Raw genomic sequence first — 20,782 nt, 5'->3', positions numbered from 1 at the left:
GCCAATCGCAGGATATAGGGTGACAGACAGTGGGCAATAGGGTGACAACTGAGTGTCCCCCTATACCAATATACCTTCTATTTCTTTATTTTCAGGATTTCAGAGAGCGTTCCCGTATTTAACTCGTTGTTGACAAAAAACGGGATTAGTGAACACTCAACACCAGAACGGGAATCGGACAGAGAGACGATCCCGGAGGCAAAGAGTGGGCAGATATGGATGCAAAGCGGTATACCGGGCCACAGGCGGGGTCACAGAAGTACGATCTTCTGACTGCGCTGTCGGTGGCGGGGTTGAGCGGCTCTCCCGGGTTTCAGACCTCGATGCTGCGGTTGGTGGCGTTGGTGACGGCACGCTACAACTGGGGCCGCAACGAGCTAACCGTCGGGCAACGCGAAATGGCGCGGCTCTGGTCGGTCGACGAACGGACGGTGAAACGCGAGATCAAGCGGCTGACGGCGGCATCGATCCTGCTTCAGCTTCGACCGGGGGTGCGAGGCAGGGTGGCCGCCTACCGGCTCAACATAGCCGAAATCCACCGGCTGAGCGCGCCGGTCTGGGATCGGGTCGGCCCGGACTACGCCGACCGGATGGCGCACCAGGGGCCGCCACCCGCAGCGCCCACGGTGACACAGGTCGATTTCGCGGCGGCCCAACCGGCGGACCCACCGCAGCAGATCGATCCACCCGCCGGGCAGGGCGGTCCCTGGGCGCGAACGCTGGCGCGGCTGGCGCAGCTCGAACCGGCATTGCACCGAAGCTGGTTCGCCGCGCTTACACCCGGGGCCTGCGAGGCCGGCGTGCTGACGCTTCGGGCGCCGTCGCAGTTTCAGGCGCGGTATGTTCAGACCCATCATCAGCGGCTGCTTCTGGGCACCGCGCAGATGGAATTCCCCGAACTCAGGCGGATCGAGATCTGCGCCTGACACCGTGGGATGCCGCGCGTCAGGCCGGGGCCAGCACGAAGGCATAGAGCAGTGTCCAGAGGCTCAGCGCCAGCCCGAGGGTGATCACGAAGAGCCCGTTCCAGCGCAGGCCGACATGCAGCGGGCTGACACCGCCGAAGCTGCCGGTCAGGATGGTGGTGGCGGTAAAGGGAGAACAGATGCCGCCAATGGCCCAACCGGCGACAATCGCGGTGACCAGCGCCGCCGGGGTGACACCTAGGCTTGCGGCCTCGGGGATAAGCGGCGCAATCAGGGTGACCCCGAGGATCGGGTTCATCCCGAGCTGGCCCAGCAACGGCACGATCCACACCAGAGAGACCAGCAGCAGCCAGGGCGGCATCACCCCCAGGTCAAGCCCCAGCCCGGCCATGATCGGCGCCAGCAGCGGCGCGCCGAGCGTGCCGATATAGCCGGCCATCATCAGCAACACGATCTCTCCGCGATAGCCGGGGAGGTCGGTAAAGAGGAATTGCCGCGCCGGGGCGGCGATAGCGCCGCGATATTGCAGCAGCGCCCAGACCAGCGAGATCAGCGGCACCACGAGAAGCACCACACCGACGATACGCACCTCGGTCAGCAGGTGCAGCCCGCCGACCGACACCCCGAGCAGCGCCAACAGCACAAAGAGCGGCGTCAGCCGGCGGAACGAGCCCTCGATGGGGCGGGGTGGGGGGCGGACGGCCAGCCGCGGCTTCAGCAGCGTGTCCAGCGCCCAGCCGAGCCCGGCGAGGATCAGCGCCGAGACCATGCCGGGCAGGGCTGCATCGCGCCAGCTTGCGCCGGGGATCAGCACGGTGGTGATCGCCATGGAAAACGCCAGCGGCGACCAGGGCAGCGTCGAGACAAAGCCGCGCTGGATCGCCAGCAGCATGCGCCGCCTGCGGTGGCCTCGGATCACCGGGTCGCTGTCTGCCGCGGCCGCAGAGGTGGCCAGCCCGCCAAGCAGCGCGATCGCGCCATAGCTCAGCAGCAGCGCGAACATGTGGCCGCCGAGGCTCAGCGCCAGATAGCGCCGGCCCGGCGGCTGCGAGGCCAGGTAACGCCCGGCGTCGGCAATCGCCGGCGAGCTCTGGGCAATGCTGCGCAGGGTCGCCAGCGCGCAGAAGAAGGCGCCGATGAATCCGGCCGAGGCAAGGCCCCGGGCCAGAACCGCCGCCCAATTGTCCGAAACGGCACCGGTCCAGAGCGTCAGCCCCAGCCCGACCGCCACGAAGGCCAGCCGCGAGGCGCGGATGCGCGGTGCCAGCAGGACCACCACCGCCGCCGCCACCAGGGCACGCGGCGTTTCGGCTGCGGGCACCCGCCATTCGACCAGCCCGGTCAGCAGCACGAGCAGCGCCAGCAGGACGGCGGCGGCCCGGTCGAGGGGGGAGTTCGGTGTCATGCGGGCTCCGGGATTGGCTGCGCGGGCCGCGCCGCGTCGCCCAACTGTTACGAAGCCGCGCCGCCAAGGTCCAGAGAGCGCGGCGGGTTTTGGCCGGACCGCTCGCGCAGGGATGTGATCTCATGTGATCGGAACCAGGGCCTATACAAGTGGTTGAGCCCGAGACAAGGCGCGAAATTGCGCGCAGACTACGGACGAGAGGCACAGCTATGAACCGACGCGAACTTTTGAAAACCGGGATGGGGCTGGCGGCAATGTCGCTGCCCGGAGTGGCCAAGGCGCATGAAGCCGAGGTCAAGGATCATGAGTTGCCGGAGGCCATGTTGCCGCGTCTGGTCCGCATGGGTCCGGGATTTGCCCCCGGCGAGATTCACGTCAACCCGATCGAATTCGCGCTCTACTGGACGCTGCCCGGCGGCGACGCGATGCGCTACATCGTCGGCGTGGGCCGGCCCGGGCTCTACGAATCGGGCGAATTCTATGTCGGGGCCAAGAAGGAATGGCCGAGCTGGACGCCGACCCCCGGCATGATCGACCGTGAGCCGGAGAAATACGCCAAGTACAAAGACGGCATGCCCGGCGGGATCGACAATCCTCTGGGCGCCCGCGCGCTCTATCTGTTCACGCCGGAGCGCGGCGACACCTTTCTGCGCATCCATGGCACCAACGATCCCGACACGCTCGGCCGCCGAGTGTCAAACGGCTGCGCCCGTTTGGTGAATTCGCAGATCATCGAGCTGTACGACCAGGTTCCGATGGACACCCGCGTGGTGCTGTATCCCTTTGCATGAGGCCTGACGCTCGCGTCCGGCGGTCAGCCGGGCAGGGCAGGGGCCCGCCGCGGCTCAGCCGAACCCGAGGCTGGCGCGCAGGTCGCTGGCCGGGTCGCCCTGTGGCTTGAGGTCGAGCCGGTCCTCGATGCCGGTCAGGTGCCGGTCGAGCAAATCGGCCGCCGCCTCGCCCTTGCCTTGCAATACCAGTTCCGACAATTGCCGGTGTTCGTCCATCTCGCAATCGCCGTGATGGCCGGTTTCGTAGATCGCGATGATCAGCGATGACCGGGCAATCAGCTCGCGCACGAAGCGGGCCATGATCGGGCTGTCGGCCTGATCGGCCAGAACCTGGTGATAGCGCCCGCAGCGGCGGATCACCCGCGCGGCGTCGCCGGCGGCGCGGGCGGCGTCCTCGGTATGCAGATGATCGTTCAGCGCACTGTGCATCGCGTCGTCGCGCATGTCGGCGGCGCGGCGGATCAGATGACCCTCGATCACCCTTCTGGCCCGAAACACCTCGCGCGCTTCCTCGACCGAGGGGCGCGCGACAAAGGCGCCGCGATTGGCGACCAATTCGATCACGTGATCCCCTGACAGCCGCGACAGCGCGGTGCGAATCCTTGTGCGCCCGACTCCGAACAGATCGCAGAGCTCGTCCTCTTTCAGATGGGTGCCGGGAAGCAGCTTGTGGTCAACGATGGCGTCGAAGATTCGGGTGTAGATCTGGTTCGGGTCCATTGATTCGCGGGTCTTGGCCGCGGTGCCATTGGGGGCCTTGGTCAATCCCTTGCTCATCATAATCCCTTCCACAGCCAGTTTTTTCAACCGCGCGACATGCCTTCAAAGCGTTTAGCACGGATCGCCGGCAAAATGTATACAATTTTTGAACGGTAGAAAAAAGCTTGATCGCATACGAAGATTGTATACGATCTAGCTAACCCGACGTCAGAATCGGACCCGACACATCAACAAGGAGACTTTGAATGACCCTCACCACTCGCCTGAAAACCGGGATCGCCGTTGGCGCGCTGACAGCGCTTCTGGCCGGAGCCGCTGGCGCGAACACCCTGCGCATGGCCGATTCCTCCGACATCGCGGCGATGGACCCGCATTCGATGACCGAGAGCAACACCATCGGTTTTCTCAACCACGTCTACGAAGGCCTGGTGCGCTACAATCAGGACCTCGAGGTCGAGCCGGCGCTGGCCACGTCCTGGGAATTCGTCGAACCGACCCGCCTGCGCTTTTCGCTGCGCGAGGGTGTGACCTTTCACAACGGCAATCCCTTCACCGCAGATGACGTCGTCGCCTCGCTGGAGCGCGCCGCGCATGAAAGTTCGCCGGTCAAGAGCAACATCCCCTCGATGGCCTCGGTCGAAAAGGTCGATGACCTGACCGTCGACCTGATCCTCACCGGGCCGGATCCGATCGTGCTCAATTATCTGACCAACATCCACATCCTCGACCGCGAATGGATGGAGGAGAATGACGCTCTGCTGCCCGCCGACATGCGCGGCGGCCGCGAAAACTATGCGGTGGCCAATTCCAACGGCACCGGGCCCTTCATTCTCGAAAGCCGTCAGCCCGACGCCAGCACCGTGCTGACCGTCAACGAAGACTGGTGGGACGAGCCGCAACACAACCTGACCCGGATCGAGTTCAGCCCGATCGGCTCGGATGCCACGCGGATTGCCGCGCTGCTCTCGGGCGAGCTGGATTTCATCATGCCGGCGCCGCTGCAAGACATCGACCGGATCAACCGCTCTGACGGAGCCAAGGCGATCATCGCGCCGGCGCTGCGCACCATCATGCTGGGCATGAACCAGACCGAGAAGCTGCACAACTCCAACCTCACCGATGCCAACCCGTTGCAGGATCGCCGGGTGCGCGAAGCGCTCTGGCGCGCCATCGACATGGAGCTGATCCGCAAGAAGATCATGCGGGACATGTCGCGCAATTCGGCGCTGCTGGTGGCGCCGCCGGTGCCGGGTTATGACGCGGCGCTCGACGTGCTGCCGCCGGCCGATGCCGAAAAGGCCAAGGCGCTGCTGGCCGAGGCCGGTTATGGCGACGGCTTCGAGGTCGGGCTCGATTGCCCCAACAGTCGCTACGTGAACGACGAGGAGATCTGCCAGGCCATCACCTCGATGTGGTCGCGGATCGGGGTCAAGGCCAACCTGTCGTCGCAGACCCCGTCGAAACACTTCGAGAAGGTGCTGGGCGGCGGCTCCGATGTCTACATGGTGGGCTGGGCGACCCTGCCGATGCTCGATACCTATTCGGTGCTCTCGGCGCTGCTGCACACCCCGGGCGAGCGGATGGGGGCCTGGAACCCCGGTCGCTATTCCAACGCCGAACTGGACGCGCTGACCGCCAAGGTCGCGGTGGAGCTGGATACCGACAAGCGCACGGCGATGATGACCGAGGCGCTGAAGATTGCCCGCGACGACGTGGCCATCATCCCGCTGCACCAGCAGCCGCTGGCCTGGGCGGTGCGGGACGGGGTGAACATCCCCGCCGCCGCCGACAACAAGCCGCGGCTCTGGTACGCCACCATCGACTGATCCTCCCCGGAGCGGGCCCGCGTGCATCCTGCGCGTGGGCCTGCGACGATTTCTGACAGTCCCCCGTGACACCCTGATCGCAAAGTGGAGGTTCCACGATGATCGCCTACGTTCTCAGACGGCTGATGCAATCCGTGCTGGTCATGCTCGCCGTCGCCCTTATCGCCTTTTCCATGTTCCGTTTCATCGGCGACCCGGTGAACTCCATGCTGCCCGAAAATGCTTCTGTCGAGGATCGCCAGGTGCTGCGTGAACAGCTCGGCCTCGATCAGCCCGTGACCACGCAATTCGCCAAGTTCGTCACCGGCGCGGTGCAGGGGGAATTCGGCGTTTCCTACCGCAACAAGCGCGCGGTTTCGGAGATGATCGCCGAACGCCTGCCGGCCACGCTCGAACTGGTGCTGGCGGCGGCGGTCTTTGCCCTGCTGCTGGGGGTGCCGATGGGCATCTATGCGGCGCTGCATCCCAAGGGTTTCCTGGCAAATACACTCAACGTCGCCTCGCTGATCGGCATATCGGTGCCGACTTTCGTGACCGGCATCCTGCTGATCCTGATCTTTTCGGTCTGGTTGAACTGGCTGCCCAGCTTCGGACGCGGCCAGACTGTTGACATCGGCTGGTGGTCCACCGGGTTCCTGACCGTGAGCGGGCTCAAGTCGCTGATCCTGCCGGCGGTGATGCTGGGGCTGTTCCAGGTGACGCTGATCATGCGGCTGGTGCGGGCCGAGATGATGGAGGTGCTGCGATCGGATTTCGTGCGCTTCGCCCGCGCCCGTGGCCTGTCGAACCGCGCCGTGCACTTCGGCCATGCGCTCGGCAATACCCTGATGCCGGTGATCACCATCGTCGGGCTGCAACTGGGCTCGATGATCGCCTTCGCCATCATCACCGAGACGGTGTTCCAGTGGCCGGGCATGGGCCTGCTGTTCATCCAGGCGGTGAGCTTTGCCGACATCCCGGTGATGTCCGCTTACCTGGTGCTGGTGGCGCTGGTCTTCGTGGCGATCAACATGATCGTCGATCTTCTCTACTTCGCCATCGATCCGCGCCTCTCGGTGCGGGCGTGAAGGAGGTTCATGATGTCTCTTGAAGCATTCCCCCAATCCCGCCTCGCCGCGATCATCGAAAGCGATTTGTTCTACAAGTTCCGGACCTCGTGGATCACCGTCGGCGCCTTTGTCGTGACGCTGGTGATCGTGCTGGCCGCCGTTCTGGCGCCCTGGATCGCGCCGCATGATCCCTTCGACGTCTCGACGCTGAGCCTGTGGGACAGCGAATTGCCCCCGGTCTGGGCCGAGGGCGGCGATCCCCGCTTCCTGCTGGGCACCGACAACCAGGGCCGCGACGTGTTCTCGGCCATCCTCTACGGCTCGCGGATCTCGCTGGCGGTGGGCTTTGTCTCGGTCGCCTTCGCCATGGTGATCGGCATCGTGATCGGCCTGGTCTCGGGCTATTTCGGCGGCGCCATCGACGCCTTCTTCATGCGGATCGCCGACGTCATGCTGAGCTTTCCCACCATCCTCGTGGCGCTGCTGGTCAGCGGGATCGTCCGCGGCGCGCTGCCACGCGAAATGCACGACAGCGCGGCTCTGATCGTCCTGGTCTTTGCCATCACCGTGACGACCTGGGTGCAATATGCCCGGACCGTGCGTTCATCGACCATGGTCGAACGCTCGCGCGAATACGTCTATGCGGCGCAGCTTGTCGGCCGGAAACCCTTTGCCATCCTGTTCAGCCACATCCTGCCCAACGTCATGGGCCCGGTGCTGGTGATTGCGACCATCAACCTGGCCATGGCGATCCTGATCGAGGCGACGCTCTCTTTCCTCGGGGTCGGCATGCCGCCCACCAACCCCTCGCTCGGCACGCTGATCCGCGTCGGCAACGAATATCTCTTCTCGGGTGTCTGGTGGGTGGTGATCTTCCCCTCGCTGACGTTGGTGGCGCTGGTGTTGGCGGTCAACCTGCTGGGTGACTGGCTGCGCGACGCGCTGAACCCCAAGCTGCGCTGAAAGGAATGACGATGAGTACAACGACCTTCCCCAATGCCCCGCTGCTCAGCGTGCGCGACCTGTCGATCTGCTTTGACACCCGCCACGGGCCGCTGCGCGCGGTCGACGGCATCACCTTCGATCTGGCGCCGGGCGAAATCCTCGGCATGGTGGGCGAAAGCGGCGCCGGCAAATCGCTGACCGGCACCGCCATCACCGGGTTGCTGGAGCGGCCCGGCCGCATCGACCGGGGCGAGATCCTCTTCGAGGGCAAGCGCATCGACACCCTGTCGCCGGATGAGATGCGGCGGCTGCGCGGCCGCCGGATCGGCGCGATCTTTCAGGACCCGCTGACCAGCCTCAACCCGCTGATGACCGTCGGCCAGCAACTGGTGCAAACCATCCGTACCCATCTGCCCAAGAGCAAGGAGGCGGCGCGCGCCCGCGCCATCGAATGCCTGGCCGAGGTCGGCATTCCCGCCCCTGAGGCGCGGATCGACCAGTATCCGCACCAGTTCTCGGGCGGGATGCGGCAACGGGTGGTGATCGCGCTGGCGCTCTGTGCCGAGCCGTCGCTGGTGATCGCAGACGAGCCGACCACCGCGCTCGACGTCTCGATCCAGGCGCAGATCCTCGACCTGCTGAAGAAGATGTGCCGCGAACGCGGCGCGGCGGTGATCCTCGTCACCCACGACATGGGGGTGATCGCCGAGACCGCCGACCGCGTGGCGGTGATGTATTCCGGCCGGGTGGTCGAGATCGGATCGGTCGACCGCGTCGTCCGCGACCCGCGCCACCCCTATACCAAGGGTCTGATGCAATCGATCCCGCGCGTCGGCTCGGGCGTCCAGCGACTGACCCAGATCGACGGCGCCATGCCGCGGCTGACCGATCTGCCCTCGGGCTGCGCCTTTCACCCGCGCTGCCCGCGCGCCTTTGACACCTGCCAACAGACCAGACCGGCGGCGCTGCCGGTCGAGGGCGGCCATGTCGCCTGTCATCTCTACCAGGAGGAACCGGCATGAGCACCGCAACCGAACAGAAGCCGCTGGTCGCGCTCGACGGCCTGTCCAAGACCTTCGACCTCTCGCCGCCGCTGCTGAACCGCTTGATCGAGCGCAAGGGCCGCCGCAGCCTGCGCGCCGTCGACGGGCTCAACATCGACATTCCACGCGGCAAGACCTTTGCCTTGGTGGGCGAATCCGGCTGCGGCAAATCCACCGTCGCCAAGCTGGTGGTCGGGCTGCACGGGGCAAGCGCGGGCAAGATCACCTTTGACGGCACCGATCTGACCAAGCTGGCCGCCGCCGACCGGGGGGCTTTTCGCAAGCGCATTCAGATGATCTTTCAGGATCCCTATGCCAGCCTCAATCCGCGCTGGCGGGTGCGCGACATCATCGCCGAGCCGCTGCGCAGTTTCGGCATCACCTCCTCGAAGGCCGAGGAACGGGCCGAAGTGGGCCGCCTGCTGGAGCTGGTCGGCCTTTCGGCCCGCGATGGCGAGAAGTTCCCGCATGAATTCTCCGGCGGTCAACGCCAGCGGATCTCGATTGCCCGGGCGATCTCGTCCAAACCCGAGTTCCTGGTCTGCGATGAGCCGACCTCGGCGCTCGACGTCTCGGTGCAGAGCCAGGTTCTCAACCTGATGCGCGATTTGCAGGACGAGCTGGGGCTGACCTATCTGTTCATCAGCCATGACCTGGCGGTGGTGGACTTCATGTCCGACTATGTCGGCGTCATGTACCTGGGCCGGCTGGTCGAGGCCGGGCCGGCCGAGCGCATCTTTTCGGCGCCGGAACATCCCTACACCCGCCTGCTGATGGACACGGTGCCCGACATCACCATGGGCCGGCGCAACCGCGCGCCGGTGATCGGCGAGGTGCCGAACCCGATCACCCCGCCGCCCGGGTGTTCCTTCAACCCGCGCTGCCCGCTGGCCAATGACCGCTGCCGGGCGCAGGCCCCCGAGGCCCGCAGGCGGGCCGGGGGCAGCATCGTTGCCTGCCACGCGGTCGAGGAGGGGCGCGACACGCCGGAAACGGTGGCGTGCGAAACCGGCGAGGGCGCACGCATGCAATTGGCGCGGGGGGCCGCCTGATGGAATTCGATTTCGAGGCCTTGCCGCCGCAGGACCGCTACCGCCTGCTGTGCAGCTTCGTCGCCCCGCGCCCGATCGCGCTGGTGACGACCTGCGATGCCGAGGGCCGGCCCAACGCCGCGCCGATGAGCTTTTTCAACGTCTTCTCGCAGGATCCGCCGATTGTCATCCTCGGCATCCAGGCCAAGCCCTGCGGCAGCGAAAAGGAGACCTTGCGCAACATCCGCCGGTCGCAAGAGTTCACCGTCAACCTCTGCGACATGGCGATCGCGCAGCAGATGGTGGATTGCGGCATCGGCTTTCCCGATGACGTTGACGAGGTGGAACTCACCGGCCTCAGTCATGCGCCCTCGCTCAAGATCGCGCCGGCGCGGGTGGAGGAGGCGCCGGCGGCGATGGAATGCCGGGTGAGCCAGATCATCGACTACCCGCGCCGCGCCATCGTGCTGGGCGAGGTGGTGCAGATGCATGTGCGCGACGCCTGTCTCGACGCCGCCGGGCGTTATGTGCGGCCCGAGGTCTATCAGCCGGTGGCGCGGCTGCATGCCGACAATTACATCGTCTCGGACCGGCAGTTCGAGCTCAAGGCGACCGCGGCGCTGGCCGCGGCGAAAGCGAGCTGATGGATATCCTGCTGAAGAACCTGCGCCCGCTCGGGCAGGAGACCTGCGACATGGAGGTCCGCGCGGGCCGTATCGCCCGCATCGGCAAAGACCTCGCCGCCGAAGAGCTGACGGCCGAGGATTGCGGCGGCGCGCTGGCGCTGCCCGGTCTGGTCGAGGCGCATACCCATCTCGACAAGTCACTCTGGGGCATGGGCTGGCGCGAACATCAGGCCGGGCCCTCCCTGCGCGACAAGATCGACAACGAGCGCAAGCTGCGCAAGGAGTGGAACATCGACCCTTACCGCCAGTCGATGCGGCAGGCGCTCTTGTCGCTCGGCCATGGCTCGACGGCGATCCGCTCTCATGTCGACATCGACACCGATTGCGGGCTGGCGGGGATCGAGGGCGTCGCCCGCACCCGCGAGGAACTCGCCGGGCAGATCGACATCGAGATCGTCGCCTTTCCGCAATCCGGGCTGATGTCGCGCCCCGGCACGCTCGAACTGATGGAGCGCGCGCTGCAAGGCCCGGCCGACGTGGTCGGCGGGCTCGATCCCTGCGGCATCGACGCCGATCCCAAGGGGCAGCTCGACGCGGTCTTTGCGCTGGCCGAGAAATACGGCAAGCCGATCGACATCCACCTGCATGAACCGGGCGAGCTTGGCGCCTTTTCGATGGAGATGATCCTCGACCGCACCCGTGCCCACGGGATGCAGGGGCGGGTAACCATTTCCCACGCCTTCTGCCTCGGCATGCCCGACCGCGACCGCGCCCGTGCGCTGGTGGCCGAACTGGCCGAGGCGCAGGTGCATATCGCCACCGTCGCCACGCCGTCGCGCCCGGTGCCGCTGGCCGAGGATCTGCGGGCCGCCGGGGTGGTGCTCTGCGCCGGCTCCGACGGCATCCGCGATACCTGGGGGCCTTATGGCAATGCCGACATGCTGGAACGCGCCATGCTCTTGGGCCTGCGCAACAACCTGCGCGCCGACCGTGACGTCGAACACGCCTTCTGGTGCTGCTCTGGCGCCGGGGCGCGGGTCATGGGGCTGGCGGGCCATGGCATCACCGAAGGCTGCACCGCCGATCTGGTGCTGGTGGAGGCCGAGACGGTGACCCATGCGGTGGTCTCGCATCCGCCGCGCCGGCTGGTGCTCAAGGCCGGGCGCATCGTCGCGCGCGATGGCAAAGCCGTGCAGGAGGCGCCGTGATGGACCGCACGCTGATGACAGCCGACTGGGTGGTCGGCCACGAAAACGGCCGCCATCTGCTCTTGCCCCGTGGCGAGGTGGTTTACGAGGGCGGCGAGATCGTCTTTGTCGGCCATGATTTCCCCGGCGAGGTGGCGCGGCGCATCGACTGCGGTGCGGCGCTGATCGGCCCGGGGTTCATCGACCTCGATGCGCTTTCGGATCTCGACAGCACCATCCTCGGTCTCGACAACCAGCCGGCCTGGAAAAAGGGCCGCGTCTGGCCCGAGAGCTACATGCAGGCGGGCCCGCGCGAGATGTACTCGCCGGAGGATCTGGTCTGGCAGAAACGCTATGCCTTCACCCGGCTGATCGCCAATGGCATCACCACCGCGCTGCCCATCGCCTCGCTGTTCTATCGCGAATGGGGCGAGACCCGCGAGGAATTTGCCGGCGCGGCCGCGGCAGCCGAAGAGCTGGGCCTGCGCGTCTACCTCGGCCCCGCCTATCGCAGTGGCAATACCTACGTCAAAGGCGCCGGCGAGATCGGCTTTCATTTCGACGAGGCGCGCGGCCTGTCCGGGCTGGAAGAGGCGCTGCGCTTCTGCCGCGATTTCGAGGGGCAGGGCGGCGGGCTGATCCGCACCATGCTGGCGCCCGACCGGATCGAGACCTGCACCGAGACGCTGCTGGCGCGCACCGCCGAGGCTGTGCGCGAGCTGGAGGTGCCGGTGCGGCTGCATTGCTGTCAGTCGGCCTTCGAGTATCAGAGCGTTTTGCGGATGCATGGCCGCAGCCCGGCGGAATGGCTGCGCGATATCGGCTTTCTCTCGCCGCGCGCGATCCTGCCGCATCTGACCTATCTGGCGGGGCGCAACGGCATGACCCATGAGGCGCCCGATCTGGAGATCATCGCCGAAAGCGGCGCGGCGCTGGCGCATTGCCCGTTGGTGATGGCGCGGGGCGGCACGGCGATGGACAATTTCGCCGCCTATCGCGACGCCGGGCTGACCATCGGCATGGGCACCGACACCCATCCGCCCGACATGATCCTCAACATGCAGATCGGGCTGATCACCGCGCGGCTGGCGCGCCGCGCCGCTGGCGCCGTCAGCGCCGCCGATCTCTATGACGCGGCGACCCTGGGCGGCGCCAGGGCGCTGGGCCGCGACGATCTGGGCCGGCTGCGCCCCGGCGCGCGGGCGGATATCACCGTCATCGGGCTCGATGATCCGGCCATGGGGCAGGTGATCGATCCGATCCAGACACTGATGCTCAACGGCTCGGGCCGCGATGTGCGGACGGTGGTGATCGAGGGCCGCACGGTGATGGAGGATGGCGCCATCCCCGGCGTTGACCATGACGCCCTGCGCGCGGGCGCGCAGCAGCGGTTCGACGCGATGAAGGCGCAATACCCCGACCGCACCTTCGGCCATCCGCCGCTGGACGAGATCTTCCCCGCCTCCTACCCGCTGCGAAAGGCGCCGGCATGACCGATATCCTGATCCGCCATGTCACCGCGCTGACCGTCGATGCCGACCGAAGGGTGATTGAGGATGCCGCCATCGCCATCGAGGCCGACCGGATCACCGCCATCGGACCCGACGCCGAATTGGCGCCGCTGGCCGACCGGGCGGGCGAGGTGATCGAGGCGCGGGGCAGGGTGGCCATTCCCGGCCTGATCGACTGTCATTCCCATGCCGGTCACGGGTTGGTGCGGGCCTTGGGGGCCGGCGATGTCTCGACCTGGTTCGACGCCTGCGCGCGGCTTTATACCGGCCCGACCGGGCCCGGCTTCTGGGCCGCCGAAGCGCGGCTCTCGCTGCTCGAGCGGCTGATGGGCGGGGTGACCACCTGTGTCACCCTGCTGGGCGGTGGCGCCGATATCTATCGCACCGACGACCCGGCCTTTGGCGCCGCCCATTGCGCCGCCACCCGCGATGCGGGCCTTCGCACGGTGCTGGCGGTGGGTCCGAACCGGCCGCCGTTTCCGCTGCCCTATCACGGGCCGGACGGCGCGCCCGTCGCGGTCGGTTTCGTGCGACAGCTCGAGGTCAGCGAGGCGCTGATCGCGGCGCATGACGATCTGCTGGATGCCGGCACCGGCGTCTGCCTCGTCATGCCGGTCTATGGCAGCGACGACCGGGGGGAGGTGCCCGAAGCCGAGGTGCGGCGGATGACCGAAGCGGTCTGCGACCTGCGCGCCCGGCATGACGTGCTGCTCACCCAGGACGGCCACCGCGACGGCACCATTGCCTATGCCCGCGCGCTGGGGCTGCTGGGGCCGCATGCCCTCCTGTCGCATTGCGTCGATCTGACCGAAGAGGACATCGAGGCACTGCAAGAGACCGGCACCGCCGTGGCCCATAACCCCAGCGCCATCATGTCGATCTTCGGCCGCTGCCCGGCGCCTGAGATGATCGACCGGGGCATCACCGTGGCGCTCGGCTCCGACGCCGCCGCACCGGACCGGGGCTATGACATGTTCCGCCACATGGCGCAGGCGATGCATTATCACCGCCGCCACTTCCGCGACCCGACGGTCCTGCCGCCGGGCAAGGTGCTGGAGATGGCCACCATCGATGCCGCCCGCGCGCTGGGCCGCGCGGATGATCTCGGCTCGCTGGAGGTCGGCAAGAAAGCCGATGTGGTGCTGATCGACATGGGCAAACCGCATCTGACGCCGCAGGCCATGCCGCTGCATGCGGTGACCCATTTCGCCAATGCCGCCGATGTCGAGACCGTGTTGGTCAACGGCCGCGTCGTGTTGCGCGAGCGCCGGTCGCAAACGCTGGACCCGGAGACGGTGCTGGCAGAGGCAACCGAGGCGGCCGACCGCGCCATCCGCGACGCCGGGCTGACCGGCTTGCGCGACGAACCCGCCCGGCTGTGGCGCTCTGCAAGATCTCCCGAAGAAAGGCCCGCGACATGAGGCTGCTTGTCATCAACCCCAACACCACCCGCGCCATGACCGCCAAGATCGCCACCGCCGCGCGCCGGGTGGCGCGGCCGGGCACCGAGATCATTGCCACCCAGCCCGACATCGGCCCCGAAAGCATCCAGGGTTTCCTTGATGTCGCGCGCAGCCAGCAGGGGCTGCTCGAGGTGGCGCGGCGGCACCCGGATGTCGATGCGGTTGTGGTGGCCTGTTTCGACGACACCGGCGTCGATGCGCTGCGCTGTGTCTTTGACGGGCCGGTGATCGGGATCGGCGAGGCGGGGTTTCACGCCGCGACGATGATCGCCACACGGTTTGCCGTGGTCACCACCCTGGCGCGGTCGGTGCCGGGGCTCGAGGACAACCTCGACCGCTACGGGCTGGCCCGGCGCTGCGTCGGGGTGCGGGCCACAGACGTGCCGGTGCTCGAGCTCGAGACCCATCCGGCCCGGGCCGAGACACGTATCGCCGCCGAGATCGCTGCGGCGATCTCGGAGGATCGGGCCGATGCCATCGTGCTCGGATGTGCCGGCATGGCAGACCTGAACGACCGGTTGGCGCGGCGCTTCGGCCTGCCGGTGATCGACGGGGTGACCTGTGCAGTGACCCTGGCCGAGGCACTGGTGGCGGCCGGGTTGAAAACCTCGCCGGCGGGCGCCTATGCCGGCGGCACGGAGCGGGAGCGCACGGTGCCCTGCGTGGCCGCGCCCTGAACGGGCGCGGCCGGGGGCTCACTCGGCCTCGAAGCTTTCCGGGTCCGGCCCGCACCGCGCGCCGGCCTCCAGCGCGGCGACGGCGGCCATCTCGGCCCCGGTCAGCTCGAAATCCATCACGTCGAGATTGCTGGCCAGATGGTCCCGCTTGGTCGAACGCGGGATCACCGAATGACCCAGCTGGACATGCCAGCGCAGGATCACCTGCGCCGGGCTCTTGCCGCTGCGCGCGGCGGCCTCGCGGATGGCGGGAGCGTCGAAGGACTTGCCATTGCCCAGGGGCGTCCAGGCCTGGGATACGATGCCGCGCGCGTCATTGGCGGCGCGCACCCCGGCGTTCTGGAACCGCGGGTTGATCTCGATCTGATTGACCGCCGGGGTGACGCCGGTCTCGTCGATCAGCCGGTCGAGGTGGTCGGGGTTGAAGTTCGACACCCCGATCGAGCGGACCTTGCCGGCCGCACGGGCGTCGATCAGCGCGCGCCATGTCTCGACATATTGATCACGCGCCGGGCAAGGCCAGTGGATCAGTGCGAGGTCGAGGTAATCGAGCCCGATCCGCCCGAGACTGCCGTCGATGGCGGCGCGGGCGCTGTCATAGCCCTGGTCGGCGTTCCACACCTTTGAGGTGACAAAAAGCGCGTCGCGCGACACCGGGGCCTGGCGGATGCCTTCGCCCATGCTGGCTTCGTTGCCATAGATGAAGGCGCCGTCGATCAGCCGCACACCCAGTTCGACGGCGGTGCTGACCACGCCGGGAGTGGTGGTATCGTCGATCTGCCAGACGCCGATGCCCAGTTGCGGCAGGTGTCGGTCGTCGTTGAGGGGAAGTTGGCGAATGTCGGTCATAAGGGATCCTTCTGGGTCAGAAATGTCTCGATCAGCGGCACCGGCGGCTGGTCGGGGGCGACATAGCGCGCGCCCGGTGGCGGGGAAGGGTCGGGAAACTGCGGATGATAGATCACCTGCATGCCGGCGGCACAGCCGGCGGCGGCGCCGGTCGGGCTGTCTTCGACGACAAGACATTGTTGCGGCGCCACACCCAGGCGCCGGGCGGCAAGCAGATAGCCCTCGGGCGCCGGTTTGCCCTGGGACACGTCGGCGCGGGTGACGACGGTGGTCAGCAGCGTGTCGAGGCCGGTGGTTCGCAGGCAGAACGCCACTTCTTCGGCGGTGGAATTGGACACCAGCGCCATCGGCACGCCGCGCGCCGCCAGCCGCTCGGCCAATGCGGCGGCGGGCAGGCGGGTGATGGCGCGGGCGTGATGTTCGAAATGGCGATGTTTGAGCCGGGTCCAGTCGGCCAGCGAAAGCGGTGTGCCGGTGGCCTCTTGCAGCGCGGCAAAGACCGTGTCGCCGCTGGCGCCCAGCAGGTCGGCGTGCAGGCTCTCGGGCACGGTCAGGCCGGTCTCGCGCAGGGCGCTGTCAAAAGCCGCCTCATGTGCCGGTTCGCTGTCGATCAGGGTGCCGTCCATGTCCCACAGGATGGCGCGTGTCGGGGTGCTCATGGCAGTTTGTCCAGCTCCGGATAGATGTCATTGGCCGTGTGGTACAGCCGATGAAAGACCGGTGCCATGCGATTGTAGGTGTCGGCCCAGCCCGGATCGGGGGCAATCTCATGGGCGTAGCGCACCATGCGGCGGGCGGCGTGGGCGAGATCGGGCGCATCGCCGGTGGCCGTCGCCATCAGCATTGCCGCGCCCACCACGCCGCATTCCAGCTCTTCGGGCACCAGGTAGGGCACGCCGAACATGCTGGCCTTGATCCTGAGCCAGAGCGCGTTTTTCGCGCCGCCGCTGGCGGCCACGATGCGCTCCGGGCGACCGGCATCGCCCTGCAACCCGTCCAGCCGGAGGCGCATGGCGAGCGCCACCCCTTCGAGCACCGCGCGGTGCAATTCGGGCAGGCCATGGCCGGCGGTCAGGCCAAAGAACTGCGCCCGCGAGCCGGGGTGATGGCGCTCGCCCGAGAGATAGGGCAGGAAAAACAGCTTGTCGGCGCCGGGGTTCGCCGCTTCGGCGTCGGCGGCGATCTCGGCATAGCTGCGGGCATTGCCGTGAAAGGCCCGGCGTGCCCAGCGAACGGCATCGCCGCCCGCATCGAGCAACGTCATCGCGCCCCAGGTGCCGCTGGCCGAGAGCACATTGGAAATTTCGGCGTCGATCACCGGCGCCTCATGCATCAGGGTGATGATCGTCGAGGTGCCGGTGACATCCGAGCCCATGCCAGGCGCGATCACGCCAGAGCCGGTGAGCGCCAGGGGATAATCGCCGGCGCCGACCAGCACCGGGATATCGGCCGAGAGCCCCAGTTCGGCGGCGACCTGCGGCAGGAGCGGGCCGAGGATGTCCTGCGGCGCATGCAGATCGGGCAGAAGCGCGCGGTCGACGCCGGTCAGCGCGCACATCTCGTCCGACCATTTGCGGGTGCGGCAGTCCATCAGAAAGGACAGCGAGGCCTCGGTCACATCCTGCGCGCAGCGGCCGGTAAGGCAGAAGTTGATCCAGTCCTTGGGCATCAGCACGCTGCTGGCGCGGGCCAGCGTCTGCGGATCGTTTTCGGCCAGCCACGCCAGTTTGAAGGCCGGCCAGGCGGTGGCGGGCAGATTGGCGGTCAGGCGCAGCACCTCGGCCGGATCCGTCCGGGCGGCAAAACCCGCGACCTGCGGCGCGGTGCGCTTGTCGTTCCATAACGGCACGGTATCGCGGGTCAGCGCGCCGGCGTCGTCGATCAGCACCGTGCCATGCATCTGGCCGCAGGTGCAGATTGCGGCGACGCGGCTGGCGGCAGCGTCGACTTCATCCAGCACCGCGCGCACCACCGCGCGGGTGCCCGCCCACCAATCGGCGGGCCGCTGCTCGGACCAGCCGAATTGCGGCACGATCTGCTCGTGCTCGCGGTGGCTCAGTGCCAGGATGCGCCCGTCGCGGCCCACCAGGGCGGCGCGCAAGCCGCCGGTGCCGACGTCAATCGCAAGATAGAGATCGCGGGTCATCAAAGCCTTGTCTCGGTGTCGATGTCGAAGAAATGCGCCTTGCTCATATCGACCTGCACGGTGCAGTCGCGGCCCGGTTCCGCCGGAAAGCGCGGCGCGACCTGGGCCACGATCTTATCCCCGCCGATGTGGCCCAGCACAAGTGTATGGGCGCCCAGAGGCTCCAGCGTGTCGCAGCGCAGGGTGAGCGCTTCGGGCTGGTCGCCGCCGTCCATATGTTCGGGCCGAATGCCGAGGTTGACGCGTTCGCGGGCGCCGGTGCGGGCGAAAGCCTCGGACGATAGCGGCAGACGCTGACCATCGAGCCAGGCGGCGCCGTCACGGGTGGCGACCTCGAAGAAATTCATCGCCGGCGAGCCGATGAAATTGGCGACAAAGCGGTTGGCCGGTTCCTCGTAAAGCCGGATCGGCGCATCCACCTGTTCGATCACCCCGGCGCGCATCACCACGACGCGGTCGGCCATGGTCATGGCTTCGACCTGATCATGGGTGACATAGACGGCGGTGGTGCCAAGGCGTTTCTGCAACAGCTTGATTTCGGTGCGCATTTCCACGCGCAGCTTGGCGTCGAGGTTGGACAGCGGTTCGTCGAACAGAAAGACCTGCGGATGGCGCACCAGCGCCCGGCCGATGGCGACCCGCTGGCGCTGCCCGCCCGAGAGATTGCGCGGCTTGCGGTCGAGGTAAGGTTCCAGCCCCAGAAGCTGGGCGGCCTCGTCGACCCGGGCGTCGATCTCGGCTTTCGGGGTGCCATGCACCTTCATGGCGTAGCCGATATTCTCGCGCACGCTCATATGCGGGTAAAGCGCGTAGTTCTGAAACACCATGGCGCAGTCGCGTTCGCCGGGGCGGGCGTGGGTCAGGTCTGCGCCGGCAATATGCACCTGGCCGCTGGTCACGGTTTCCAGCCCGGCGAGCATGCGCAGGGTGGTCGTCTTGCCACAGCCCGAGGGGCCGACAAGGACAATGAATTCGCCTTTGTTGATGGTCAGATCGAGCGGCGGCACGACCTGGGCCGCGCCATAGGACTTGGTGATCTGATCAAAGACGATATGCGGCGTTGCGGCGGTGTCGAGCATGGCTCTCTCCTCGGTCATTCGGGCGCTGATGCGGCCCCGCCCGAAGGGGCGGGACCACGGGGGAGGCAAGGGTCAGTCGAGGCCCATCGCGGCGCGATAGGCAGCGAGCTGGTTGTCGCGGCCGAATTCATCGGTCAGCTTGTTCCACTCGGCGGCAATGGCATCCAGTGCCTCCTGCGGCTCGACCTGGCCGGCAATCGCCTTGGACAGTTCGATCTCCAGCACCTCGGTATAAGAGAAAAAGCCCGGCAGCCGCAGGTCAAGTGCCACGTTGTCGGCATCCAGCGAGGCGCGCTGCGCGGTCAGGTAGCTCTTGGCTTCTGCCGGGGTGAAGATCGCCGACCAATTGTCGAGATTCTCGTAGTGGCTCAGCCGGTAGGGATTCACCCCGGTGTTGGCGGTGACGATGGCCTGGCCCGAGACCTCGGGGCTGGTGACCTCGGCGACGTAAGACCAGGCCGCCTCGCTGTTGCGGCTGTCGCCCGGGACGGCCAGCTGCCAGCCGCCAAAGGCCAGGAAGGGCGAGGCGACGGGGCTGTCGAAGCTGTCCCAGCTCTCGGTTTCCGAGTTCCAGATTTCGGTCGCACCGGGCAGGACGGCGGTGCGCACATTGCCCGCAATCGCACCTTCGGTCGCCCCCAGAACGCCGCTGTCGGCCCAGTCGATGTTCATCGCCACGGTGCCGCCGGAATAGAGCGGCCGCACGTCGCCCGAGCCATTGTTGAGCGCGCCCGGCGGATTGAACTCCAGCCCGCGCTTGTAATCCTCCAGCGCCTTGAGCCAGCCCGGGTTGTTGATCTGCGCATCCATCGTTTCGGGATCAAAGAACATCGCGCCGGGGGTGTTGGGGTTGTTGGTGTAGCTGGCGGCGTGGCTGAAGAAATACCAGAACTGCTGGCCGCCGCGGCGGTAGGCCTCGGCCGTGCCGAAATCCACCGCGTCCGAGGCGGTGAAGAATTCGGCGATGTCGTAATATTGATCCCAGGTCACCGGCGCGGCGAGGTCATAGCCGTATTGTTCCTTGAACGTCGCCTTGTTTGCTTCGTCTTCGAACAGGTCGGCACGATAGTTCAGCATGTGCATGTCGCCGTCCATAGTCGCCGATTTCACCTCGCCACCCCAGGACATCAGCCGTTCGCGGTAGACCGGGTGAATGTCTTCCCAGGCCGGGCCCTGCTGCATCTCGGCCGGCATGGTCGACAGAAAGGGCGCGAAATCCGGCGCCCAGGCGGGGATAAAGCCGATGACGTCGAAATCGCCAGTCTGCTGGCTCATCGCGGTGAGGAACTTGGGATAAAGCTCGGAGAAGGGAAATTCGACGATCTCGACGGTGCCACAGGTCTTTTCCTGCCAGCTGTCGGCGGCGGTTTTCAGCGCCGAGGCGATGAAGGGGCCATTCTGGGTCGAGACGGTCAGCGTCACGCCGGAATAATCGGGGGCGCAGGCCGCGCTGGCCAGCCCGGCAATCGGCACAAGCGCGGTGGCGAGCATCAGGTTTTTCATGTGGA

At 67.0% G+C, this 20,782-nt stretch carries 19 protein-coding genes; 12 read left to right on the top strand and 7 right to left on the bottom strand.

Translation table 11 applies throughout. The annotated features are described in order from the left end of the window. The first annotated feature begins 215 nt into the window (after window positions 1-215). Complete coding sequence (locus PVW49_RS14425; RefSeq protein ID WP_274590872.1) at window positions 216-926, top strand: DnaA N-terminal domain-containing protein; 711 nt, start codon at window positions 216-218, stop codon at window positions 924-926. Between the two features lie 19 nt (window positions 927-945). Here PVW49_RS14425 and PVW49_RS14420 read toward each other — a convergent pair whose 3' ends face one another. Further along, a complete protein-coding gene (locus PVW49_RS14420; RefSeq protein ID WP_274590871.1) occupies window positions 946-2,331 on the bottom strand; it encodes a hypothetical protein in 1,386 nt (461 codons plus the stop codon). Window positions 2,332-2,540: 209 nt separating this feature from the next. On the opposite strand from PVW49_RS14420, the gene PVW49_RS14415 reads away from it, so the two are divergent. Continuing rightward, entirely contained in the window at window positions 2,541-3,122 is a 582-nt protein-coding gene (locus PVW49_RS14415) for a L,D-transpeptidase (protein ID WP_048535889.1), read from the top strand. Between the two features lie 54 nt (window positions 3,123-3,176). Here the strand turns inward: PVW49_RS14415 and PVW49_RS14410 are convergent, their stop codons facing one another. Further along, entirely contained in the window at window positions 3,177-3,899 is a 723-nt protein-coding gene (locus PVW49_RS14410) for a GntR family transcriptional regulator (protein WP_158499073.1), read from the bottom strand. 188 nt (window positions 3,900-4,087) lie between these two features. Here PVW49_RS14410 and PVW49_RS14405 point away from each other — a divergent pair, with 188 nt between their 5' ends. From PVW49_RS14405 to PVW49_RS14360, 10 genes are all read left to right on the top strand, one after another. Further along, on the top strand, window positions 4,088-5,668 hold the full coding sequence (locus tag PVW49_RS14405; protein ID WP_048535885.1) for an ABC transporter substrate-binding protein: 1,581 nt from the start codon (window positions 4,088-4,090) through the stop codon (window positions 5,666-5,668). 98 nt (window positions 5,669-5,766) lie between these two features. Beyond that, window positions 5,767-6,735 (top strand): ABC transporter permease, encoded by a 969-nt coding sequence (locus PVW49_RS14400; protein ID WP_074837889.1) that lies wholly within the window; start codon window positions 5,767-5,769, stop codon window positions 6,733-6,735. A gap of 12 nt (window positions 6,736-6,747) precedes the next feature. Further along, window positions 6,748-7,680 carry an ABC transporter permease gene (locus PVW49_RS14395; protein WP_048535882.1) on the top strand — a complete coding sequence of 311 codons (933 nt, stop codon included), beginning with the start codon at window positions 6,748-6,750 and terminating at the stop codon, window positions 7,678-7,680. Window positions 7,681-7,691: 11 nt separating this feature from the next. Next, window positions 7,692-8,684 (top strand): ABC transporter ATP-binding protein, encoded by a 993-nt coding sequence (locus tag PVW49_RS14390; RefSeq protein WP_048535881.1) that lies wholly within the window; start codon window positions 7,692-7,694, stop codon window positions 8,682-8,684. Further along, a complete protein-coding gene (locus tag PVW49_RS14385; RefSeq protein WP_274590870.1) occupies window positions 8,681-9,757 on the top strand; it encodes an ABC transporter ATP-binding protein in 1,077 nt (358 codons plus the stop codon). The genes PVW49_RS14390 and PVW49_RS14385 overlap by 4 nt, the downstream gene beginning before the upstream one ends. Continuing rightward, window positions 9,757-10,380 (top strand): flavin reductase family protein, encoded by a 624-nt coding sequence (locus tag PVW49_RS14380; protein ID WP_274590869.1) that lies wholly within the window; start codon window positions 9,757-9,759, stop codon window positions 10,378-10,380. Before PVW49_RS14385 ends, PVW49_RS14380 begins: the two co-directional genes overlap by 1 nt. Next, window positions 10,380-11,570, top strand: a complete 1,191-nt coding sequence (locus tag PVW49_RS14375; protein WP_048535878.1) for an amidohydrolase family protein — start codon at window positions 10,380-10,382, stop codon at window positions 11,568-11,570. The genes PVW49_RS14380 and PVW49_RS14375 overlap by 1 nt, the downstream gene beginning before the upstream one ends. Then, complete coding sequence (locus tag PVW49_RS14370) at window positions 11,570-13,042, top strand: amidohydrolase family protein (RefSeq protein ID WP_074837879.1); 1,473 nt, start codon at window positions 11,570-11,572, stop codon at window positions 13,040-13,042. The genes PVW49_RS14375 and PVW49_RS14370 overlap by 1 nt, the downstream gene beginning before the upstream one ends. Continuing rightward, window positions 13,039-14,481, top strand: a complete 1,443-nt coding sequence (locus PVW49_RS14365; protein WP_074837876.1) for an amidohydrolase family protein — start codon at window positions 13,039-13,041, stop codon at window positions 14,479-14,481. Before PVW49_RS14370 ends, PVW49_RS14365 begins: the two co-directional genes overlap by 4 nt. Beyond that, window positions 14,478-15,200 carry an aspartate/glutamate racemase family protein gene (locus tag PVW49_RS14360; protein WP_274590868.1) on the top strand — a complete coding sequence of 241 codons (723 nt, stop codon included), beginning with the start codon at window positions 14,478-14,480 and terminating at the stop codon, window positions 15,198-15,200. The genes PVW49_RS14365 and PVW49_RS14360 overlap by 4 nt, the downstream gene beginning before the upstream one ends. Window positions 15,201-15,218: 18 nt before the next feature. On the opposite strand, the gene PVW49_RS14355 is transcribed toward PVW49_RS14360, so the two are convergent. From PVW49_RS14355 to PVW49_RS14335, 5 genes are all read right to left on the bottom strand, one after another. Continuing rightward, on the bottom strand, window positions 15,219-16,049 hold the full coding sequence (locus tag PVW49_RS14355; RefSeq protein ID WP_274590867.1) for an aldo/keto reductase: 831 nt from the start codon (window positions 16,047-16,049) through the stop codon (window positions 15,219-15,221). Beyond that, window positions 16,046-16,708, bottom strand: coding sequence for an HAD family hydrolase (locus PVW49_RS14350; protein WP_274590866.1), 663 nt, complete (start codon window positions 16,706-16,708; stop codon window positions 16,046-16,048). Before PVW49_RS14350 ends, PVW49_RS14355 begins: the two co-directional genes overlap by 4 nt. After that, entirely contained in the window at window positions 16,705-18,195 is a 1,491-nt protein-coding gene (locus PVW49_RS14345) for a xylulokinase (protein ID WP_274590865.1), read from the bottom strand. The genes PVW49_RS14350 and PVW49_RS14345 overlap by 4 nt, the downstream gene beginning before the upstream one ends. After that, on the bottom strand, window positions 18,195-19,274 hold the full coding sequence (locus tag PVW49_RS14340) for an ABC transporter ATP-binding protein (protein ID WP_274590864.1): 1,080 nt from the start codon (window positions 19,272-19,274) through the stop codon (window positions 18,195-18,197). Before PVW49_RS14340 ends, PVW49_RS14345 begins: the two co-directional genes overlap by 1 nt. A 72-nt stretch (window positions 19,275-19,346) precedes the next feature. Beyond that, window positions 19,347-20,777 carry an extracellular solute-binding protein gene (locus tag PVW49_RS14335; RefSeq protein WP_274590863.1) on the bottom strand — a complete coding sequence of 477 codons (1,431 nt, stop codon included), beginning with the start codon at window positions 20,775-20,777 and terminating at the stop codon, window positions 19,347-19,349. Window positions 20,778-20,782 lie beyond the last annotated feature (5 nt).

It is taken from the genome of Marinovum sp. PR37 (assembly GCF_028807375.1).
Classification (GTDB): domain Bacteria; phylum Pseudomonadota; class Alphaproteobacteria; order Rhodobacterales; family Rhodobacteraceae; genus Marinovum; species Marinovum algicola.
The sequence above is the reverse complement of the archived record's forward strand: the minus strand, read 5'-3'. Positions and strand labels throughout refer to the sequence as shown.

Excerpts from the sequence above, each read along its gene's own strand:
- PVW49_RS14385 (WP_274590870.1), top strand. The coding sequence starts at position 8,681 with ATGAGCACCGCAACCGAACAGAAGCCGCTGGTCGCGCTCGACGGCCTG.
- PVW49_RS14405 (WP_048535885.1), top strand. The coding sequence starts at position 4,088 with ATGACCCTCACCACTCGCCTGAAAACCGGGATCGCCGTTGGCGCGCTG.
- PVW49_RS14400 (WP_074837889.1), top strand. The coding sequence starts at position 5,767 with ATGATCGCCTACGTTCTCAGACGGCTGATGCAATCCGTGCTGGTCATG.
- PVW49_RS14390 (WP_048535881.1), top strand. The coding sequence starts at position 7,692 with ATGAGTACAACGACCTTCCCCAATGCCCCGCTGCTCAGCGTGCGCGAC.
- PVW49_RS14395 (WP_048535882.1), top strand. The coding sequence starts at position 6,748 with ATGTCTCTTGAAGCATTCCCCCAATCCCGCCTCGCCGCGATCATCGAA.
- PVW49_RS14360 (WP_274590868.1), top strand. The coding sequence starts at position 14,478 with ATGAGGCTGCTTGTCATCAACCCCAACACCACCCGCGCCATGACCGCC.
- PVW49_RS14375 (WP_048535878.1), top strand. The coding sequence starts at position 10,380 with ATGGATATCCTGCTGAAGAACCTGCGCCCGCTCGGGCAGGAGACCTGC.
- PVW49_RS14340 (WP_274590864.1), bottom strand. The coding sequence starts at position 19,274 with ATGCTCGACACCGCCGCAACGCCGCATATCGTCTTTGATCAGATCACC.
- PVW49_RS14420 (WP_274590871.1), bottom strand. The coding sequence starts at position 2,331 with ATGACACCGAACTCCCCCCTCGACCGGGCCGCCGCCGTCCTGCTGGCG.
- PVW49_RS14370 (WP_074837879.1), top strand. The coding sequence starts at position 11,570 with ATGGACCGCACGCTGATGACAGCCGACTGGGTGGTCGGCCACGAAAAC.
- PVW49_RS14380 (WP_274590869.1), top strand. The coding sequence starts at position 9,757 with ATGGAATTCGATTTCGAGGCCTTGCCGCCGCAGGACCGCTACCGCCTG.
- PVW49_RS14345 (WP_274590865.1), bottom strand. The coding sequence starts at position 18,195 with ATGACCCGCGATCTCTATCTTGCGATTGACGTCGGCACCGGCGGCTTG.
- PVW49_RS14410 (WP_158499073.1), bottom strand. The coding sequence starts at position 3,899 with ATGAGCAAGGGATTGACCAAGGCCCCCAATGGCACCGCGGCCAAGACC.
- PVW49_RS14415 (WP_048535889.1), top strand. The coding sequence starts at position 2,541 with ATGAACCGACGCGAACTTTTGAAAACCGGGATGGGGCTGGCGGCAATG.
- PVW49_RS14335 (WP_274590863.1), bottom strand. The coding sequence starts at position 20,777 with ATGAAAAACCTGATGCTCGCCACCGCGCTTGTGCCGATTGCCGGGCTG.
- PVW49_RS14365 (WP_074837876.1), top strand. The coding sequence starts at position 13,039 with ATGACCGATATCCTGATCCGCCATGTCACCGCGCTGACCGTCGATGCC.
- PVW49_RS14355 (WP_274590867.1), bottom strand. The coding sequence starts at position 16,049 with ATGACCGACATTCGCCAACTTCCCCTCAACGACGACCGACACCTGCCG.
- PVW49_RS14425 (WP_274590872.1), top strand. The coding sequence starts at position 216 with ATGGATGCAAAGCGGTATACCGGGCCACAGGCGGGGTCACAGAAGTAC.
- PVW49_RS14350 (WP_274590866.1), bottom strand. The coding sequence starts at position 16,708 with ATGAGCACCCCGACACGCGCCATCCTGTGGGACATGGACGGCACCCTG.